This window comes from Cellulomonas fimi (assembly GCF_028527925.1).
GTDB classification, from domain to species: domain Bacteria; phylum Actinomycetota; class Actinomycetes; order Actinomycetales; family Cellulomonadaceae; genus Cellulomonas; species Cellulomonas fimi_C.
Genome location: NZ_JAPESW010000065.1, coordinates 1 through 16,690 on the forward strand (window position 1 = coordinate 1; position 16,690 = coordinate 16,690).

The 16,690-nt window shown below is 75.6% G+C and carries 17 protein-coding genes; 16 read left to right on the forward strand and 1 reads right to left on the reverse strand.

The window, feature by feature from the left end:
• Positions 1 to 220 precede the first annotated feature (220 nt).
• From OMK64_RS18535 to OMK64_RS21160, 8 genes are all read left to right on the forward strand, one after another.
• Entirely contained in the window at positions 221 to 991 is a 771-nt protein-coding gene (locus tag OMK64_RS18535; protein ID WP_272729851.1) for a response regulator transcription factor, read from the forward strand.
• A complete protein-coding gene (locus OMK64_RS18540) occupies positions 988 to 2,076 on the forward strand; it encodes a HAMP domain-containing sensor histidine kinase (protein ID WP_272729836.1) in 1,089 nt (362 codons plus the stop codon). Before OMK64_RS18535 ends, OMK64_RS18540 begins: the two co-directional genes overlap by 4 nt.
• 42 nt (positions 2,077 to 2,118) lie before the next feature.
• On the forward strand, positions 2,119 to 3,075 hold the full coding sequence (locus tag OMK64_RS18545; protein WP_272729837.1) for an ABC transporter ATP-binding protein: 957 nt from the start codon (positions 2,119 to 2,121) through the stop codon (positions 3,073 to 3,075).
• Positions 3,075 to 3,887: an ABC transporter permease gene (locus tag OMK64_RS18550; RefSeq protein WP_272729838.1), complete on the forward strand. Its 813-nt coding sequence runs from the start codon at positions 3,075 to 3,077 to the stop codon at positions 3,885 to 3,887. The genes OMK64_RS18545 and OMK64_RS18550 overlap by 1 nt, the downstream gene beginning before the upstream one ends.
• A 262-nt stretch (positions 3,888 to 4,149) precedes the next feature.
• Positions 4,150 to 4,338, forward strand: coding sequence for a 2-oxoglutarate dehydrogenase E1 subunit family protein (locus OMK64_RS18555; RefSeq protein WP_374694119.1), 189 nt, complete (start codon positions 4,150 to 4,152; stop codon positions 4,336 to 4,338).
• Positions 4,332 to 5,657 carry a hemolysin family protein gene (locus tag OMK64_RS18560; protein ID WP_272729839.1) on the forward strand — a complete coding sequence of 442 codons (1,326 nt, stop codon included), beginning with the start codon at positions 4,332 to 4,334 and terminating at the stop codon, positions 5,655 to 5,657. Before OMK64_RS18555 ends, OMK64_RS18560 begins: the two co-directional genes overlap by 7 nt.
• Entirely contained in the window at positions 5,654 to 6,697 is a 1,044-nt protein-coding gene (locus tag OMK64_RS18565) for a hemolysin family protein (RefSeq protein WP_272729840.1), read from the forward strand. The genes OMK64_RS18560 and OMK64_RS18565 overlap by 4 nt, the downstream gene beginning before the upstream one ends.
• 364 nt (positions 6,698 to 7,061) lie before the next feature.
• On the forward strand, positions 7,062 to 8,597 hold the full coding sequence (locus OMK64_RS21160; protein WP_272729841.1) for a D-alanyl-D-alanine carboxypeptidase family protein: 1,536 nt from the start codon (positions 7,062 to 7,064) through the stop codon (positions 8,595 to 8,597).
• A gap of 165 nt (positions 8,598 to 8,762) precedes the next feature.
• Here the strand turns inward: OMK64_RS21160 and OMK64_RS18575 are convergent, their stop codons facing one another.
• Complete coding sequence (locus OMK64_RS18575; RefSeq protein WP_272729842.1) at positions 8,763 to 9,698, reverse strand: aldose 1-epimerase family protein; 936 nt, start codon at positions 9,696 to 9,698, stop codon at positions 8,763 to 8,765.
• Between the two features lie 177 nt (positions 9,699 to 9,875).
• Between OMK64_RS18575 and OMK64_RS18580 the strand changes: the two genes are divergently transcribed.
• The 8 genes from OMK64_RS18580 (at position 9,876) to OMK64_RS18615 (ending at position 16,618) form a co-directional block, all read left to right on the forward strand.
• A complete protein-coding gene (locus tag OMK64_RS18580) occupies positions 9,876 to 10,634 on the forward strand; it encodes an SDR family oxidoreductase (protein ID WP_272729843.1) in 759 nt (252 codons plus the stop codon).
• Between the two features lie 4 nt (positions 10,635 to 10,638).
• A complete protein-coding gene (locus OMK64_RS18585; protein ID WP_272729844.1) occupies positions 10,639 to 11,226 on the forward strand; it encodes a TetR/AcrR family transcriptional regulator in 588 nt (195 codons plus the stop codon).
• Positions 11,227 to 11,229: 3 nt separating this feature from the next.
• Positions 11,230 to 12,207: an NADPH:quinone oxidoreductase family protein gene (locus tag OMK64_RS18590; RefSeq protein ID WP_272729845.1), complete on the forward strand. Its 978-nt coding sequence runs from the start codon at positions 11,230 to 11,232 to the stop codon at positions 12,205 to 12,207.
• 67 nt (positions 12,208 to 12,274) lie between these two features.
• A complete protein-coding gene (locus OMK64_RS18595; protein WP_272729846.1) occupies positions 12,275 to 13,006 on the forward strand; it encodes an SDR family NAD(P)-dependent oxidoreductase in 732 nt (243 codons plus the stop codon).
• Between the two features lie 113 nt (positions 13,007 to 13,119).
• A complete protein-coding gene (locus OMK64_RS18600; protein WP_272729847.1) occupies positions 13,120 to 13,959 on the forward strand; it encodes an ABC transporter ATP-binding protein in 840 nt (279 codons plus the stop codon).
• Positions 13,956 to 14,672, forward strand: coding sequence for an ABC transporter ATP-binding protein (locus OMK64_RS18605; RefSeq protein ID WP_272729848.1), 717 nt, complete (start codon positions 13,956 to 13,958; stop codon positions 14,670 to 14,672). Before OMK64_RS18600 ends, OMK64_RS18605 begins: the two co-directional genes overlap by 4 nt.
• A complete protein-coding gene (locus OMK64_RS18610; protein ID WP_272729849.1) occupies positions 14,673 to 15,545 on the forward strand; it encodes a branched-chain amino acid ABC transporter permease in 873 nt (290 codons plus the stop codon).
• Positions 15,542 to 16,618, forward strand: coding sequence for a branched-chain amino acid ABC transporter permease (locus tag OMK64_RS18615; protein ID WP_272729850.1), 1,077 nt, complete (start codon positions 15,542 to 15,544; stop codon positions 16,616 to 16,618). The genes OMK64_RS18610 and OMK64_RS18615 overlap by 4 nt, the downstream gene beginning before the upstream one ends.
• The last annotated feature ends 72 nt before the right edge of the window (positions 16,619 to 16,690 follow it).

A 16,690-nucleotide genomic window follows, 5' to 3' on the forward strand; every position in this document is an offset into this window, starting at 1 on the left:
GGGACGGGGAGGCCGGCGCAGACGCCACCGGGCTGGTCGGCCCGCTGGGGTCGCCGGCAGCTACTTGAGCCGCTCATGGTGGCGACATCCTACGGTCCGGCCCGCCGCCGCGCCGGGTGCGCACGGCGAGCGGCCCTCACCGGTCCGACACGTCTTCCCCCCGCCTCCCCCGCCGAGGTTCCGGGTGCGGGAGGGGTGGCTGTGCCACGCTGACCTCATGATGAACAGCAGCGGTGCGCAGCCGCCCGCTCCGTCCGGAGGTGCCGCGACGACCGTCCTCGTGGTCGAGGACGAGCCGGCGATCGCGCAGGCGATCGCGCACCGCTTCACCGCCGAGGGCTGGCGGGTCGAGGCCGCCGCCGACGGCCCGTCGGGGGTCGCCGCGGCGACGCGCGTGCGGCCCGACGTGGTGGTCCTCGACATCATGCTGCCGGGCATCGACGGCCTCGAGGTGTGTCGCCAGATCCAGGCCGAGCGCCCGGTGCCGGTCCTCATGCTCACGGCGCGCGACGACGAGACGGACATGCTCGTCGGCCTGGGCGTCGGCGCGGACGACTACATGACGAAGCCGTTCTCGATGCGCGAGCTCGTCGCCCGCACGAAGGCGCTGCTGCGCCGCCAGGAGCGCGCCGCGCGCGCCGCGGAGATCGCGGTCGCCACGACGCCCGACCCGCCGCTCGTCATCGGCGACGTGTCGATCGACCGCGCGCAGCGCCGCGTGCAGCGCGGCGACCAGGAGGTCCACCTCACGCCGACCGAGTTCGACCTGCTCGTCGCGCTCGCAGGCTCGTCGCGCACGGTGCTCACGCGCGAGCGGCTCCTCGCGGAGGTGTGGGACTGGGTCGACGCGAGCGGCACGCGCACGGTCGACTCGCACGTCAAGGCGCTGCGCCGCAAGCTCGGCGCGGACCTCATCCGCACGGTGCACGGCGTCGGCTACGCGTTCGAGCCTGCGGACGAGGGGTCCGCGGCGAGGTCCGAGGGGTCGTGAGCGCGCCGCGTCACGTGCGCGGCGAGGGGCGGTCCCGGTTGCCGGACGTCCGCCCGCTGGACCGGTTCCGCTCGATCAAGATCAAGCTCGGCGTGCTCGTCGCGGCGTCGGTCGCGCTCGCCTCGTTCATCACGTGGGTCGGCCTGTCGCAGTTCCACCTGGGCCCCAGCCGGACGCTGCCGATCGCGATCGCGCTGTCGCTCGTCGTGACGCAGCTGCTGGCGCGCGGCATGACGTCGCCGCTGCGCGAGATGACGCACGCGGCCGGCCGGATGGCCGACGGCGACTACAGCCAGCGGGTCCAGGCGACGAGCAACGACGAGGTCGGCCAGCTCGCCGAGGCGTTCAACACGATGTCGGACGACCTCGAGCAGGCGGACACGTTCCGTCGCGAGCTCGTCGCCAACGTCGCGCACGAGCTGCGGACGCCCGTGACGGCGCTGCAGGCGCAGCTCGAGAACATCGTCGACGGCGTGAGCGAGCCCGACCCGGTGACGATGCAGGCCGCGCTCGCGCAGACCGAGCGGCTGGGCCGGCTGGTGACGTACCTGCTCGACCTGTCACGGCTCGAGGCGGGCGACGTGCCGCTGCAGATCGAGGAGGTCCGGCTCGACGACTTCCTGCACGAGGCGGCGGACGGCGCCGCGCTCGTCGGGTCGGTGAAGCGGCTGCGGTTCCCGGTGCGCGTCGAGCCCGAGGACCTCACGGTGCAAGCGGACCCCGAGCGGCTGCACCAGGTGGTGGCGAACCTGCTGCACAACGCGGTGCGCCACTCCCCGCCCGACGACGAGGTGCTGCTGGTCGCGTCGCGGGTCGGGCCGGACGTGCGCATCGACGTCGTCGACCACGGGCCGGGCATCGCGCCCGAGCAGCGCGCGCACGTCTTCGAGCGGTTCGTGCGCGGCAACACCCCGGCGATCACCGGGCAGGGGTCGACGGGCGGGACGGGGCTGGGGCTGGCGATCGTGCGCTGGGCGGTCGACCTGCACGGCGGCCGGATCGAGGTCGCGGACGAGGGGCCGGGCTGCACGATGCGCGTCACGCTCCCGGGCCGTCCGGCGTCGCCGAGGCCCCGCACCGCCTGACGCCCGTTGTTCTAGTCGCGTTAGAACAGTAGGGTCACAGGCATGGCCACGACGACCCCTTTGCCGAGCCACGACCGCGTCCTCGCGGTCTCCCACCTGTCGAAGTCCTTCGGACCCGTCCGAGCGGTCGACGACCTGACCTTCGAGGTCCAGCCCGGTCGCGTGACCGGCTTCCTCGGACCCAACGGCGCGGGCAAGACGACGACGCTGCGCATGCTGCTGGGTCTCGTCCGCCCGACCTCCGGCACCGCCACGATCGGCGGCCGCCCGTACCACCGGCTCACGCGCCCGCTGCGGACCGTCGGCGCCGCGCTCGAGGCGTCGAGCTTCCACCCCGGGCGCACCGCGCTCGACCACCTGCGCACGTACGCGCCGCAGGTCGGCGTCCCCGACGCGCGCGCGGGCGAGGTGCTCGAGCTCGTCGGCCTCGGCGGCGCGGCGGACCGCCGCGTCGGCGGCTTCTCGCTCGGCATGCGCCAGCGGCTCGCGCTCGCCACGACGCTGCTCGGCGACCCGCCCGTCCTGCTGCTCGACGAGCCCGCGAACGGCCTCGACCCCGAGGGCATCCGCTGGCTGCGCGTGTTCCTGCGGACGCTCGCCGCGGAGGGGCGCACGGTGCTCGTCTCGAGCCACGTCCTGTCCGAGGTGGAGCAGACCGTCGACGACGTCGTGATCATCGCGCGCGGCCGCCTCGTGCACGCCTCGCCGCTCGCCGACCTCGTGCGGCTCGCGCGGCCCCAGGTGCACGTCGCGTCCCCCGACGCGGCCGGCCTGGCGACCCTCGTCGCACGCGCCGGCTGGGTGCGCGCCGACGGTGGGGGCTCGGCGGCGCACGAGGTCGACCTCGTCGACGTCGACGCCGCGGCGGTCGGCGCCGCGGCGTTCGCGGCCGGGCTCGAGCTGCACGAGCTCAGCACGCGCAACCCCGGCCTGGAAGGGCTCTTCCTCGACATGGTCGCGACGCCGACCGCCCCGACGCACCCGGAGGTGGCGGCCTGATGGGCGCGGCGCTGCGGACCGAGTACCGCAAGCTCGTGACGACCCGCCTGTGGTGGATCCTGCTGCTCGCGATGGTCGGCTACATGGCGTTCCTCTCCGCGATCATGGCGTGGGGCGTCACCAGCGGAGGCGGGATGGCCGGGGCCGGCGAGGGGTCCGACGACCTCGCGCTCCCGCCCGACGCGGTCGTCCGCGCCGTCTACACCATCGCGGTCACGTTCGGGTACGTGTTCCCGCTCGTCGTCGGCGCGCTGAGCGTCGCGTCGGAGTTCCGGCACCAGACGATCACGCCGACGCTGCTGGCCGAGCCGCGCCGGTCGGTCGTGGTCGGTGCGAAGGTGCTGTCGGGCGGTGCGCTGGGTCTCGTGTTCGGGGTGGTCGGGACCGCGGCGGCCGCCGGTGCGGGCGCTCTCGTGCTCCTCGCCCTCGGCAAGCCCACGTTCCTCGACCACGGATCGACCTGGCAGACGCTCGCGCTGTCGGCGGCGGCACTCGCCCTGTGGGCGGTCGCGGGGGTCGGCTTCGGCGCGGTGCTGCCGAACCAGGTCGCCGTCGTCGTGGTCGTGCTGGCCTTCACGCAGTTCGTCGAACCGGTCCTGCGGTTCGTCCTGGCGTTCACGTCGTGGGGCGAGGACGTCGCGAAGCTCCTGCCCGGTGCGGCCGGCGAGGCGATGTCCGGCGGGAGCTTCTACTCCGAGTCGGGACTGGTCGAGCTGCTGGAGCCCTGGCAGGGTGCGGTGGTCCTCGCGGCGTACGGGCTCGGGCTCGCGGTGATCGGGCGGTTCACGACCTTCCGGCGCGATATCACCTGACGGGATCCGCGCGTCTCGCATGCTGTCGGGAGCGGGCCAAGCCATGACCTCGCAGGTCTCGCAGCGACCTCGGCTTGAGCCCGCCCCGACGGCGGCGTTGCCCGCCGTTGACCCTGGTGTGCCGACCAGGTGAAGACGGTCGGCAGATCCCCCGTCACCCCCGCCGCGCGCCGGGCCGACGCCCGGACAGGCCGTAATGTTGTCATCAACAGATCCGGCGACGACGCGGTCACGAACCGCAGCGGAAGTGGGCGATCCCAGCGTGACCCAGAAGGCGGAGCCAGACTCGACCCGTGCCGACTTCGGCGCCAACGAGTGGCTCGTGGACGAGCTGTACGAGCAGTTCAAGCAGGACCGCAACGCGGTGGACCCCGCGTGGTGGGACTTCTTCGAGGGCTACAAGCCCGTCGACCCCTCGCCCGTCGCGCCCCCGGGCGGTGACCCGTGCTGACCGAGTGGCTCCTCGTCGGCCTCGGCGTGCTCCTCACGCTCGGCACCGCGGTGTTCGTCGCCGCCGAGTTCTCGCTCGTCACGCTCGACCCCGGGGTCGTCGACAAGCAGACCGCACCCGAGGACCGTCGCGGGCAGTCCGTCGTCAAGGCGCTGCGGCGCCTGTCGACCGAGCTGTCCGGCGCGCAGGTCGGCATCACGATCACGACGATCCTGCTCGGCTACACGACGCAGCCCGCGGTCGTCCGGCTGCTCGGCGGGCCGCTCGAGTCGTCGCCGCTCGGGCAGGTCATCGGCGGCGCGGTCGCGGGCCTCCTCGCGATCGTCCTCGTCAACGGCTTCTCGATGGTCGTCGGCGAGCTCATCCCGAAGAACTTCGCGATCAGCCGCCCGCTCGGCACCGCGCGCACCGTCGCGCCGCTCCAGCGGGGGTTCACCACGACGCTGCGGCCGCTCATCTCGCTGTTCAACGGCAGCGCGAACGCGATCCTGCGGCGCGTCGGCGTCGAGCCGCGCGAGGAGCTGGCGGGCGGGCGATCGCCGCAGGAGCTCGCCGCGCTCGTCCGCCGCTCCGCCGAGGTGGGGACGCTCGACGAGTCGACCGCGACGCTGCTCATCAACTCCGTCGAGTTCTCCGAGCTCACGGCCGTCGACGTCATGACCGACCGCGGGCGGCTCGTGCTCGTGCGTCGCGACGAGGACTCGGCCGCCGACGTGATCGCGCTCGCGCGCACGAGCGGCCACTCGCGGTTCCTCGTCATCGGCGACTCCGCCGACGACGTCGTGGGGCTCGTGCACCTGCGCCGCGCGGTCGCCGTGCCGTACGAGAAGCGCGCCGAGGTCCCGGCCGCGGCCCTCATGGTCGACGTGCCGCGCGTCCCCGAGACCGTGCACCTCGGCCCGCTGCTCGTCGAGCTGCGGCAGGGCGGGCAGCTCGCGGTCGTCGTCGACGAGTACGGCGGCACGTCGGGCGTCGTGACCCTGGAGGACGTCGTCGAGGAGCTCGTCGGGGACGTCGCCGACGAGCACGACCGGCGCCGGCAGTCCGCCGCGCAGGCCGCGGACGGCTCGTGGGTGCTCGCGGGTGTCCTGCGGCCCGACGAGCTCGCCGAGGTCACCGGCCTGCGCGTCCCCGAGGACGGCCCCTACGAGACGCTCGGTGGGCTCCTCATGTACGTGCTCGGCCGGATCCCCGAGCAGGGGGACGAGGTCGTCGTCGACCGCGTGCGGCTCGTGGTCGAGCGGATGGCGGGGCGGCGCGTCGAGCGCGTGCGGGTCCAGGCCGTCGCGGCCGACGAGGACGAGGACGGTGACGCGTGAGCAGCAACATCGCCCTCCTGGTCGGTGCGCTCCTGCTCGCCGGCAACGCGTTCTTCGTCGGCGCCGAGTTCGCGATCATCTCCGCGCGGCGCAGCCAGGTCGAGCCGCTGGCCGAGGCCGGCGACCGCCGTGCGCGGACCGTGCTGTGGGCCATGGAGCACGTGTCGCTCATGCTCGCGTGCGCGCAGCTCGGCATCACGGTGTGCTCGACGAGCCTCGGCGTCGTCGCCGAGCCCGCGCTCGCGCACCTCATCGAGGACCCGCTGCACGCGCTCGGCGTGAGCGAGGACCTCACGCATCCGATCGCCTTCGTGCTCGCCCTGGCGATCGTCGTCTACCTCCACGTCGTGCTCGGCGAGATGGTGCCCAAGAACCTCGCGGTCGCCGGACCCGAGCGCGCGGTGCTGATGTTCGGGCCGCCGCTCGTCTGGATCGCGCGCATGGTCCGGCCCGTCATCGGCGCGCTCAACTGGCTCGCCAACCACGCGCTGCGGCTCGTCGGCGTCGAGCCGAAGGACGAGGTGTCGTCCGCGTTCACCGCGCAGGAGGTCCACTCGATCGTCGAGCGTTCGCAGGCCGAGGGACTGCTCGAGGACGAGCAGGGGCTCCTGACGGGCGCGCTGGAGTTCTCCGACCGCACCGCGGGCGACGTCATGGTGCCCGTCGACGCGCTCGTCACGGTCGGGCCGGGCGGGACGCCCGACGAGGTCGAGCGCCTCGTCGCCCGCACCGGCTACAGCCGGTTCCCGGTCCTCGACGACGACGGGCACCCCGCGGGGTACCTGCACCTCAAGGACGTGCTCTACGCCGACGCCGACGCGCGCCACGTACCCGTGCCGACGTGGCGCGTGCGCGCGCTCGCCGTCGTCGCGCCGGGGGACGAGGTCGAGGAGGCGCTCGCGGCGATGCAGCGGTCGGGCGCGCACCTCGCGCGCGTCGACGACGGCGGGCGGACCGTGGGCGTCGTGTTCCTCGAGGACATCCTCGAGGAGCTCGTCGGGGAGGTCCGTGACGCGATGCAGCGCGGTCAGACCTTCTGATCGCGAGAACTCTGCCGGTCGGCGTCGACGACGGCCCTGACCTGTGCGTCTGCTCACCCGGTGGCGCAGATCCGTCCGATGTGCACCGCGTGTCGGCGTGCCCGCGCCCTGGACGCCCGTCCAGGGGCTTGGAAGCGCGACCGCGACCCGTTATGGTTTCGTGACCGCGGTCGCCGGAGCCGCCCCGAGAGGGACGCCTCCCCGGCCGCGGACGTCCGCCAGCGTGGACCGAGCGAGTGGAGGTGTCGTGGGGCCCGAGCACAACGAGGCGACCCCCCGGCCGACCCGTCGCAGCCTCCGCGAGGCCGAGCGTCGCGCCGCCGCGCAGACCTCGAGCGCCGTGCTCACACCTCCCGGTGTCCCCGTGACGTCCGCACCGCAGCACGTCGGCCCCGCGCTCCCGTCGTGGAGCCAGCCGCGGCCCGACGGCGGGTCCGCCCAGGCCGCCCCACGCCCCACGTACGGCGCCGCCGCGTCGACGCGCACGTCGCCGGCAGGCGGTGCCCCGCGCACGACGCTCCCCGCACCCGGCGCCCGCACGACGCTCCCCGCCCCCGGCGCGCGCACGTCCCTGCCGGCACCGGGCGGCCGGACGGCCCTGCCCGCACCGGGTGGCCGGACGACGCCGCCCGCGCAGGGGGCCCTCGCGGCGGGGACCGCCCGTCCGCACGTCGCGGCCGAGCCGGCCGCGAACCGCGGCCCGGCGTGGACCTCTCCCGCCGCCCGCCCGCACGAGCAGCAGGGCCGCACGACCCCCGCGACGCCGTCGTCGTCCGTCCCCGCCGCCGACCCGGCCGCCCGCACGACTGCACCGGCGTCCGCGCCGTCCGTGCCGGGGTCGCGCGCCTTCGCGGCCGCCCCGGCCGCTCCGCGTCCCCCCGTCGGGCAGCCGCAGGCGCCGACGGCCGAGCGCGCGCCGCACGCCACCGAGCCCGGCGCCACTGCGGCGCACCCGCGGCCGGCACCCGTGCCCGCGTGGTCGGCAGCGGTCCCCGCGCCCCGGTCGGCCGTCGAGACGACCGTCATGGCGCCCCTGCCCCTCGACGACGAGGCGGAGACCGAGGGCGCGGTCCACGCGGCGTCCGAGCGCCCCGTCACGTCGCCCGCGCGCGAGCGCGAGCGGTCGGCGACCCGCTCCCGCACCGCGTCCACGCCCCCCGCGGACCGGCACCAGGCCCGCATGCCGCGCCTCGCCGTCCGGCTCGGCGTGCTCGGCGCGCTGGCCGGGGTCACCGTCGTGATCCCCACCGTGAGCCAGGGCGCGCTCGAGGGTGTCGGCGTGCCCGGCTCGGACGCGCGCGCGGCGCAGGAGTCGCTGCCCGACACCGTGTCGGCGCTCACCGCGTCGTCGCTCTCGATCCTCCCGCCCTCGTCGCTCGTGTCCGCCGACGGCGCGCTCGCGGCCCGTGAGGTCGCGGGTGCCAGCCGGACCGAGGTGCGCTCCGCGCTGCCGGGCTGCGACGGCACCGACCGCCCGGCGGGGGAGAACGGACTGCTGCGCACCGCCGACCTGTGCACCCTCTGGGACGGCCACACGCAGCTCCGCGCCGACGCGGCCGTGTCGCTCGCCGAGTTCAACCAGGCGTTCGTCGCGCGGTTCGGCGGCGACCTGTGCCTCAGCTCCGGGTACCGCTCGCTCGCGCAGCAGCGTGCCGTCAAGGCGCAGAAGGGCGGCCTCGCCGCCGCGCCCGGCAAGAGCAACCACGGCTGGGGTCTCGCGATCGACCTCTGCCAGAACCAGACGTCGGGCGCCAAGTGGGCCTGGATCCTCGACAACGGCCCCGCCTTCGGCTGGGAGAACCCGGCGTGGGCGAAGCGCGGCGGCAGCGGCCCGTTCGAGCCGTGGCACTGGGAGTACGCCAAGGGCGTCCAGGAGGACGGCGAGTACTACGGCCGCTGACGGGCCGACCCGCTCGCCTCGCTGACCCTGCTGGCTCGGCCGGCACCGCTGCTCGGCCGGCTGACACCTGTCGCCCGGCTGACACCGCTCGCCTCGTGACGCGAGGTGCGGACGCGACGAGGGCGCCCAGGCGTGGAGCCCGGACGCCCTCGGTGGCACGTCGTGTCAGAGCAGGCGCAGGCCCCAGGTGACGCGGTGGCTCGCACCGGGCTCGAGCCGGACCAGGTCGGTGCCCGTGCGGAACGCGTCGGCGACGCACGTCATGGGCTCGGCGGCGACGCCGCGACGGTCGAGGCGCGGGATCCCGTCGCCCGTGCACACCTGCCAGGCGACGACGCTGTCGTCGGCCCACATCGCGACCGTCCTGCCGTCGGGGCGAGCGAGTCGGATCCACGAGAGGCCGTCCGCGTCGCGGGTCATGCCGACCCACGCGTCGTCGAGCTCGACGCCGTCCAGCGGCGTCGCGCCGCGCAGGTCGAAGCGGCCGCTCACCGGCTCGGTGCCGGTCGGGAGGAGGCGGTCGTCCACCGTCACGTGCACGTCCGCGTCGACCTGCAGCGTGCACGCGTCGACCGTCGCGTCGCCGGGGGACAGCCAGGGGTGGAAGCCGATGCCGTAGGGGGCCGCCGCCTCGTCGACGTTCGTCGCCGTGACCTCGACGCGGAGGCCGTCGTCGTCGAGCGTGTACGCGACCGCGAGGTGCACGGACCAGGGGTAGCCCGGCGTCGGGACGATCGTGTGCTCGAGGACGACGCGGTCGTCGGTCTGCTCGGTGGTGGTGAACGCGACGTAGGCGACGAGCCCGTGCAGCGCCGTGCGGCGCGCGTGCTCGGTGACCGGCACCTCGTACGCGGTGCCGTCGAATGTGTACTCGCCGTCCGTGAGGCGGTTGGGCCAGGGGGCCAGGACCGCCCCGGAGAACGCGGGGGCGGACTCGGTCTCGGCGAAGGGGAGGACGACGTCGGCGCCGCCGACCGTGTACGACCGCAGGCTCGCGCCGACGGAGGCGACCACCGCGTGGGCGTCGCCGCGGGTGAGGGTGTGCTGGGTGCCCGTGGGCAGCGCCCGCGGGGGCCGGGAGGTGGCGGTGCTCGTGTTCACGCTCACACGGTAGTGGTCGGCGGGTGTGGTTCGACGCGTCCCGGACGGGTGTGCCTCGCGGCTGGGCGGTGTCGTGTACTGTCGCGACATACCGAACGGTCGGTTTCGCAGTGGCGGGCATCTCCGCCCTGCACGGGCTGGTGCGGGGTACCGGTCGCGACGCGGCGAGAGGACGTGATGGACAGGTTCGAGGGCAGGGTCGCCCTGGTGACCGGCGCGAGCCGGGGGATCGGGCTCGCGGTCGCGCAGCGGCTCGCGGACGAGGGCGCGCGCGTCGTCCTCACCGGCCGGCGCGCCGAGACGCTCGACGAGGCCGTCGCCGCGATCGGGCCCGAGCGTGCCGTGGGTGTCGCCGGCAAGGTCGACGACCCCGAGCACCGGGCCGTGGCGGTCGCGACGGCCGTCGACCGGTTCGGCCGGCTCGACCACCTCGTCAACAACGCCGGCATCAACCCCGTCTACGGGCCGCTGCTCGGCGTCGAGCGCGCCGTGGTCGACAAGATCCTCGCGGTCAACGTCGTCGCCGCCCTGGAGTGGACGCGGGACGCGGTCGCGGCCGGGCTCGGCGCGCACGACGGTGCCTCGGTCGTGTGCACGGGGTCCGCCGCGGGGCTGACGTCGAGCCCCGGCATCGCGCTGTACGGCGTGTCCAAGGCCGCGCTGCTCAACCTCACCGCGCAGCTCGCGGTCGAGCTCGCGCCACGCGTCCGGCTCAACGCCGTCGCACCCGCGGTGGTGCGCACGCAGCTGGCCCGCCGGCTGTACGAGGACGACGAGGCGGGCGTCGCGGCGCGCTACCCGCTCGGACGGATCGGCGAGCCCGAGGACGTCGCCGGGCCCGTCGCGTTCCTGCTGTCCGACGACGCCGCCTGGGTGACGGGGCAGACGCTCGTGCTCGACGGTGGCGTCAGCGTGCGCCCGTGGGGGGAAGGATGACGGCATGAAGCAGACCAGCGTGGCCGACGACGTCCTGCGGGCCGCACTCGGGCTGTTCGCGGCCCAGGGGTACGCGAACACCTCCGTGCAGCAGGTCGTCGACGCGGCGGGCGTCACCAAGGGCGCCATGTACCACTACTTCCAGTCGAAGGACGACCTGCTCTTCGCCGTCTACGACCGCATGCTCACGCTCCAGACGGACCACCTGGAGGCGATCGCGGCCCGCGACGAGCCGGCCGACGTCCTCCTGCGGGCGGCGTGCGTCGACGTCATCGAGACCTCGATCGACTTCCTGCTCGAGGGCACCGTCTTCTTCCGCAGCGTGCACATGCTGTCCCAGCCGCGGCAGCAGGAGGTCACCCGACGGCGCCGCGCGTACCACGACACGTTCGCGGCGCTGCTGGAGAAGGGGCAGGCCGACGGTCACTTCCGGACGGACGTGCCGCGCGGCGTGATCGTCGCGCACTTCTTCTCCGACGTGCACTACCTGCCGACGTGGTTCTCGCCCGACGGGCCCGAGACCAAGGAGCAGGTCGCCGCGCAGCTCACCGACCTGTTCCTCGCGGGCATCGCCGCCCGTCCGGAGGGCTGAGCCGTGCGGGCGTGGCACGTGGAGCGGTACGGCGAGCCCGTCGACGTGCTGCGCCTGGCCGACGTGCCCGACCCCGTGCCCGGGCCCGGGCAGGTGCTCGTGGGCGTGCGCGCGGTCGCGGTGAACTTCCCCGACGTGCTGCTCGCGCGCGGGCAGTACCAGGAGCGGCCGCCGCTGCCGTTCGTGCCGGGCATCGAGCTGTGCGGCGACGTGCTCGCGGTCGGCGACGGCGTCGACCACGTGGCCGTCGGCGACCGCGTCGTGGGGTCGCGGATCGGGGTGCTCGCCGAGCGCGCGGTGCTCGACGCGCACGAGGTGTGGCCCGCGCCCGCCGGGCTGTCCGACGAGCAGGCGGCCGGCTTCGTCATCGCGTACCAGACCGCGTGGTTCGCGCTGCACCGGCGGGCGGGCCTGCGGCGCGGCGAGACCGTGCTCGTGACCGCCGCCGCGGGCGGCGTCGGGACGGCCACCGTGCAGCTCGCCGCGGCCGCCGGGGCGCGGGTCGTGGGCGTCGTCGGGTCCGAGGCCAAGGCCGCGGCCGCGCGCGACGCGGGCGCGCACGTCGTCGTGGACCGGTCGACGCAGGACGTCGCGTCCGCCGTGCGGGAGGCGACGGGCGGCACGGGGGCCGACGTGGTCGTGGACCCCGTCGGCGGCGAGGCGTACGAGGCGGCGACGCGGTGCGTCGCGTTCGAGGGGCGCATCGTGATCGTCGGCTTCGCGGGCGGCACGATCCAGGACGCCCGCGCGGGCCACGCCCTCGTGAAGAACTACGGCGTGCTCGGCCTGCACTGGGCGCTCTACGCGCGGCGGCGGCCCGACCTCGTCCGGCTCGCGCACCGGGCGCTCACGGGCCTCGTCGAGCAGGGCGCGGTCCGACCCGTCGTGAGCGACGTCGTGCCGTTCGAGCAGGCGCCCGAGGCGGTCGCGCGGCTCGCGGGCGGCGGGACGACCGGGCGGCTCGTCGTGCGCGTCGCCTGACCTGCACGGCCCGGCCTGGCGCTCCCGGGGCGTCCCGGCACCGCACCGACGACCTTCGGAGGTCCGCATGGCACGGCTCGACGGATCGGTGGCGCTCGTGAGCGGCGGTGCTCGTGGGCTCGGCGCGGCGTACGTGCGCGCGCTGCACGCGGCGGGGGCGGCGGTCGTCGTCGGCGACGTGCTGGTCGACGAGGCGGAGCGGCTGGCGGCCGACCTGGGCCCGGGGGTGCTCGCGGTGCCGCTCGACGTGACGTCGGAGGAGTCCTGGGCCGCGGCGGTCGACGCGGCAGCGGCGCTCGGTGTCGTCGACGTGCTCGTCAACAACGCGGGCATCGCGAACGCCGGGCGCCTCGAGCGGTACGGCAAGGACCAGTGGGACGCGGTGATCGCCGTCAACCTCACGGGCACGTTCCTCGGCGCGCGGGCGGTGGTGCCGGGCATGACGGCCGCGGGGCGGGGCTCGATCGTCAACATCTCGTCGGTCGAGGGCATGCGCGGCGACGCGGGGCTGCACGGGTACGTGGCGTCGAAGTTCGGCGTGCGCGGCCTGACGAAGTCGCTCGCCGTCGAGCTCGGCCCCGCGGGGATCCGGGTGAACTCGGTGCACCCGGGGTTCGTGGTGACGCCCATGACCGAGCGGCTGGACGCGTCCCGGCAGCGCATCCCGCTCGGGCGCACGGCGACGCCCGACGACGTGGTGGGGGCCGTGCTGTTCCTCGCGTCGGCGGACTCCGCGTACGTGACCGGGACCGAGCTGGTGGTCGACGGCGGCATGATCGCCGGCGTCCCGCACGCCTGAGCCGTGGCGGCCGCGGCCGCAGGTCACGCCTCGGTCACAGACCATACCGGCTGGTCGGTTTCTGTTGTACGGTCAGCGCATCGCGTCACGACGAGGTGCACGAGAGGTCGACCGTGAGTCTGCGCAGCCCGACAGCCGGACCGACCGCCGAGGGGCCGGCGGAGACCGGGCCGCGCCTCGTCGTCCGCGGCCTCACGGTCCGCTTCGGCGGGCTCACCGCCGTCGAGGACGTCGACCTGGACGTGGCCGGCGGCGAGGTGGTCGCCCTCATCGGCCCCAACGGCGCCGGCAAGACGACCGTCTTCAACGCCGTCTGCGGTCTCGTGCGGCCCACCCGCGGCACGGTCACGGTCGACGGGCGGCCGCTGGGGCCGACCGCAGGCCTCGCCGGCCGCGGCGTCGCCCGCACGCTCCAGGGCCTCGGGCTGTTCCCGGGCCTCAGCGTCCGGGAGAACGTCGTCGTCGGCGTCCCCCGTGGCGCGCGTGACGCGGACGCACGTGCCGACGCACAGCTCGCGGCCCTCGGACTCACCGCGCGCGCAGCGCAGCCCGTCGGCGCGTTGCCGTACGCCGAGCGCGCGACCGTCGCGCTCGCGCGTGCGCTCGTCGCCCGGCCCCGGCTCCTGCTGCTCGACGAGCCGGCCGGCGGGCTCGGCCACGGCGACGTCGCCGCGCTCGGCGACGTGATCCGGGGCGTCGCCGCCGAGGGCACCGGGGTGCTGCTCGTCGAGCACCACGTCGACTTCGTCATGAGCGTGAGCGACCGCGTCGTCGTGCTCGACTTCGGGCGCGTCATCGCGACCGGGGCGCCGCAGGACGTGCGGCGCGACCCGCGGGTCGAGGAGGCGTACCTCGGCATCCCGGCGGGCGCCGTCCCGCACGCGGGTCGGGACCGGCGTGCACCCGGTGGGACGGGCGGCGTCGGGCGCCCGGCCGGCGGAGGCGCCCGATGACCCCCGCGCTCACCGTCCGCGGCCTGACGACCGGGTACGGCGGCGCACCCGTGCTGCACGACGTCACGCTCGAGGTCGAGCCCGGCGCGCTCGTCGCGCTCGTCGGCGCGAACGGCGCCGGCAAGTCCACGCTGCTCCGGGCGGTCTCGGGCCTCCTGCCGCTCGCGGCCGGCACGGTCGCGCTCGCGGGCGACGACCTGCACGGGGTCGGCGTCGAGGACCGTGCGCGACGCGGGCTCGCGCACGTCCCCGAGGGCCGGGGCGTCGTCGTGGAGCTCACGGTCGACGAGAACCTGCACCTCGGCGGGCTCGCGGCCCACCGCTCGGCGAGCGCCCGACGCGCCGCCGTCGACGAGGTGTACGCGCTGTTCCCGTCGCTCGACCGGCGACGTGCCGCGCTCGGGCACCAGCTCTCGGGCGGCGAGCGGCAGATGCTCGCGATCGGCCGCGCGCTCGTCGCGAGGCCGCGGGTGCTGCTGCTCGACGAGCCGTCGCTCGGACTCGCGCCGCAGGTCGTCGCGCAGATCATGGCGCTCCTGCGGACGCGCTGCGACGACGGGCTCGCCGTGCTGCTGGCCGAGCAGAACGTCGCCGCCGCGCTGTCCGTCGCCGACGGTGGCGTCGTGCTCGACCTGGGGCGCGTCGTCGCGGCCCGGCCCGCCCGGGACCTCGCGCACGACGAGGCCCTCCGACACGCCTACCTGGGGTTCTGAGTGGACCGGTTCGTCTTCCTCGTCGGCGGCGGCGTCGCCCGCGGCACGGTGCTCGCGCTCTTCGCGCTGTCGCTCGTGCTCATCTGGCGGGCCGCCCGCATCGTCAACTTCGCGGCCGGGGCGATGGCCGTCGTCGCCGCGTACGTCGCGGTCGGGGTCGCGCAGGCCACGGGCGGCTGGTGGTGGGGTGCGCTGGCCGGCGTCGTGGCGGGCGGGCTGCTCGGCGCCGCCGTCGAGCGGGGGCTCATGCGGTACGCGACGACGCCGCTCGGCGGCGTCATCCTCGCGATCGGGCTCGTCATGGTCCTGCAGTCGGCGCTCGGGATCGTCGCCGGGCCGCAGCACGTCCCCGTCGCGCCCCCCGTGAGCGACCAGCCGTGGTCGCTGGGCGGGGTACCCGTCGGGTCGCCGTACGACGTGCTCGTCGTCGCCGTGGCGCTCGGGCTCATGCTCGGCCTGCGGCTGCTGTTCACGCGCACCACGCTCGGCCTGCGGCTGCGCGCGTCCGCCTTCGCGCCCGAGGTCTCCCGGCTGCTCGGCGTGCGCGTCGCGCGCATGCGGACGGTCGCCTGGGCGCTCGCGTCGGCCGTCGCCGCGCTGGCCGCGCTGCTGCTGCTGCCCACCGAGCTCGGCCTGAACCCGCACGCGACCGACGTCCTGTTCGTCCTCGCGTTCACCGTCGCCGTCGTCGGCGGGCTCGACTCCCCGGGCGGCGCGCTCGTGGGCGGCATCGGCGTCGGCGTCCTCATGAGCCTCGTCACCGGGTACCTCGGGGCGGGCGTCACGCCGATCGCGGTGCTCGCGCTGCTCGTCGTCGTCCTGCTGGTCCGCCCGCAGGGGCTCGTCGCCGGGGTGGAGGCGAGGCGCGCATGAGGCTGCTGCCCACCGCGGGTCCCGCTCGCGTCCTCGTCGTCGCGCTGCTCGGCACGCTCGGCGTGATCGCCGGGACGTTCGCGCTCGACCCGTACCGCAACTACCAGCTCGCGCTCGTCGCCGCGTACCTGTGCGCGACCGCCGGGCTCACCGTGCTCGTCGGGCTGTCCGGGCAGCTCTCGCTCGGGCACTCCGCGCTCATGGCCGCGGGCGGGTACGGGTACGCGCTCACCGCGTCCGCGCTCGCCGACGCACCGGGCGTCGCCCGCGTCCTGGCCGGTCTCGTCGGGGCCGTGATGGTGTCCGGGGCGGTCGGGCTGCTCCTCGGGCTCGCGGGCGCACGCCTGCACGGCCCGTACCTCGCAGGCCTCACGCTCACGCTCGTCGTCGCGCTGCCCGCCGTCGCGTCCACCGTCCCGGGGCTCGGCGGCGACCAGGGGGTGCGCGCACCGCTCGAGCGCGTGCCCGACGCGCTCGACCGGGTCATCGCCCTCGAGCAGTGGCACGCGTGGGTCGCGACCGCCGTCGCCGCGGCCGTCCTCGGCACGCTGCACGTGCTCGCGCGCGGCCGGACCGGGCTGCGGATGCGCGCCGTGCGCGACGACGCGACCGCCGCGGCCCTCGCCGGGATCGCCCCCGACCGCACCAAGGTCCTCGCCTTCGTCGTCGCGTCCACCGCCGCCGGGCTCGGGGGCGCCGTCCTCGTGCTCGTCACCCAGTCGGTCACGCCCGGCGGGTACGGGCTCGCGACGTCGCTCCTGCTGCTCGTCGCGGTCGTCGTCGGCGGGCTCGGCTCGCTCGCCGGTGCCGCGGTCGGCGCGGTGCTCGTCGTCCTGCTGCCGTGGCTCGTCGCCACGCTCGTCGACGCGCTGCCCGTGCCCGACGAGCTCGCGCAGCGGCTCGACGGCAACCTCGCGCTGCTCGTGTTCGGCCTCGCGCTCGTCGTCCTCATGGCCGCCGCCCCTGCCGGCGTCGTCGGGACGTGGCGCGCCGCACGTGCCCGACGCACCGCCCGTCGGACCGCCGGCACCGACCCGAGCACCTCCGCACACCACGAAGGGAGCCACCGATGACGACCGACCCCGCCCTCGACGGAGAGGGCTACGGCACCATGTCCGTCGCGGCGATCCTCGCCGAGACCGCGC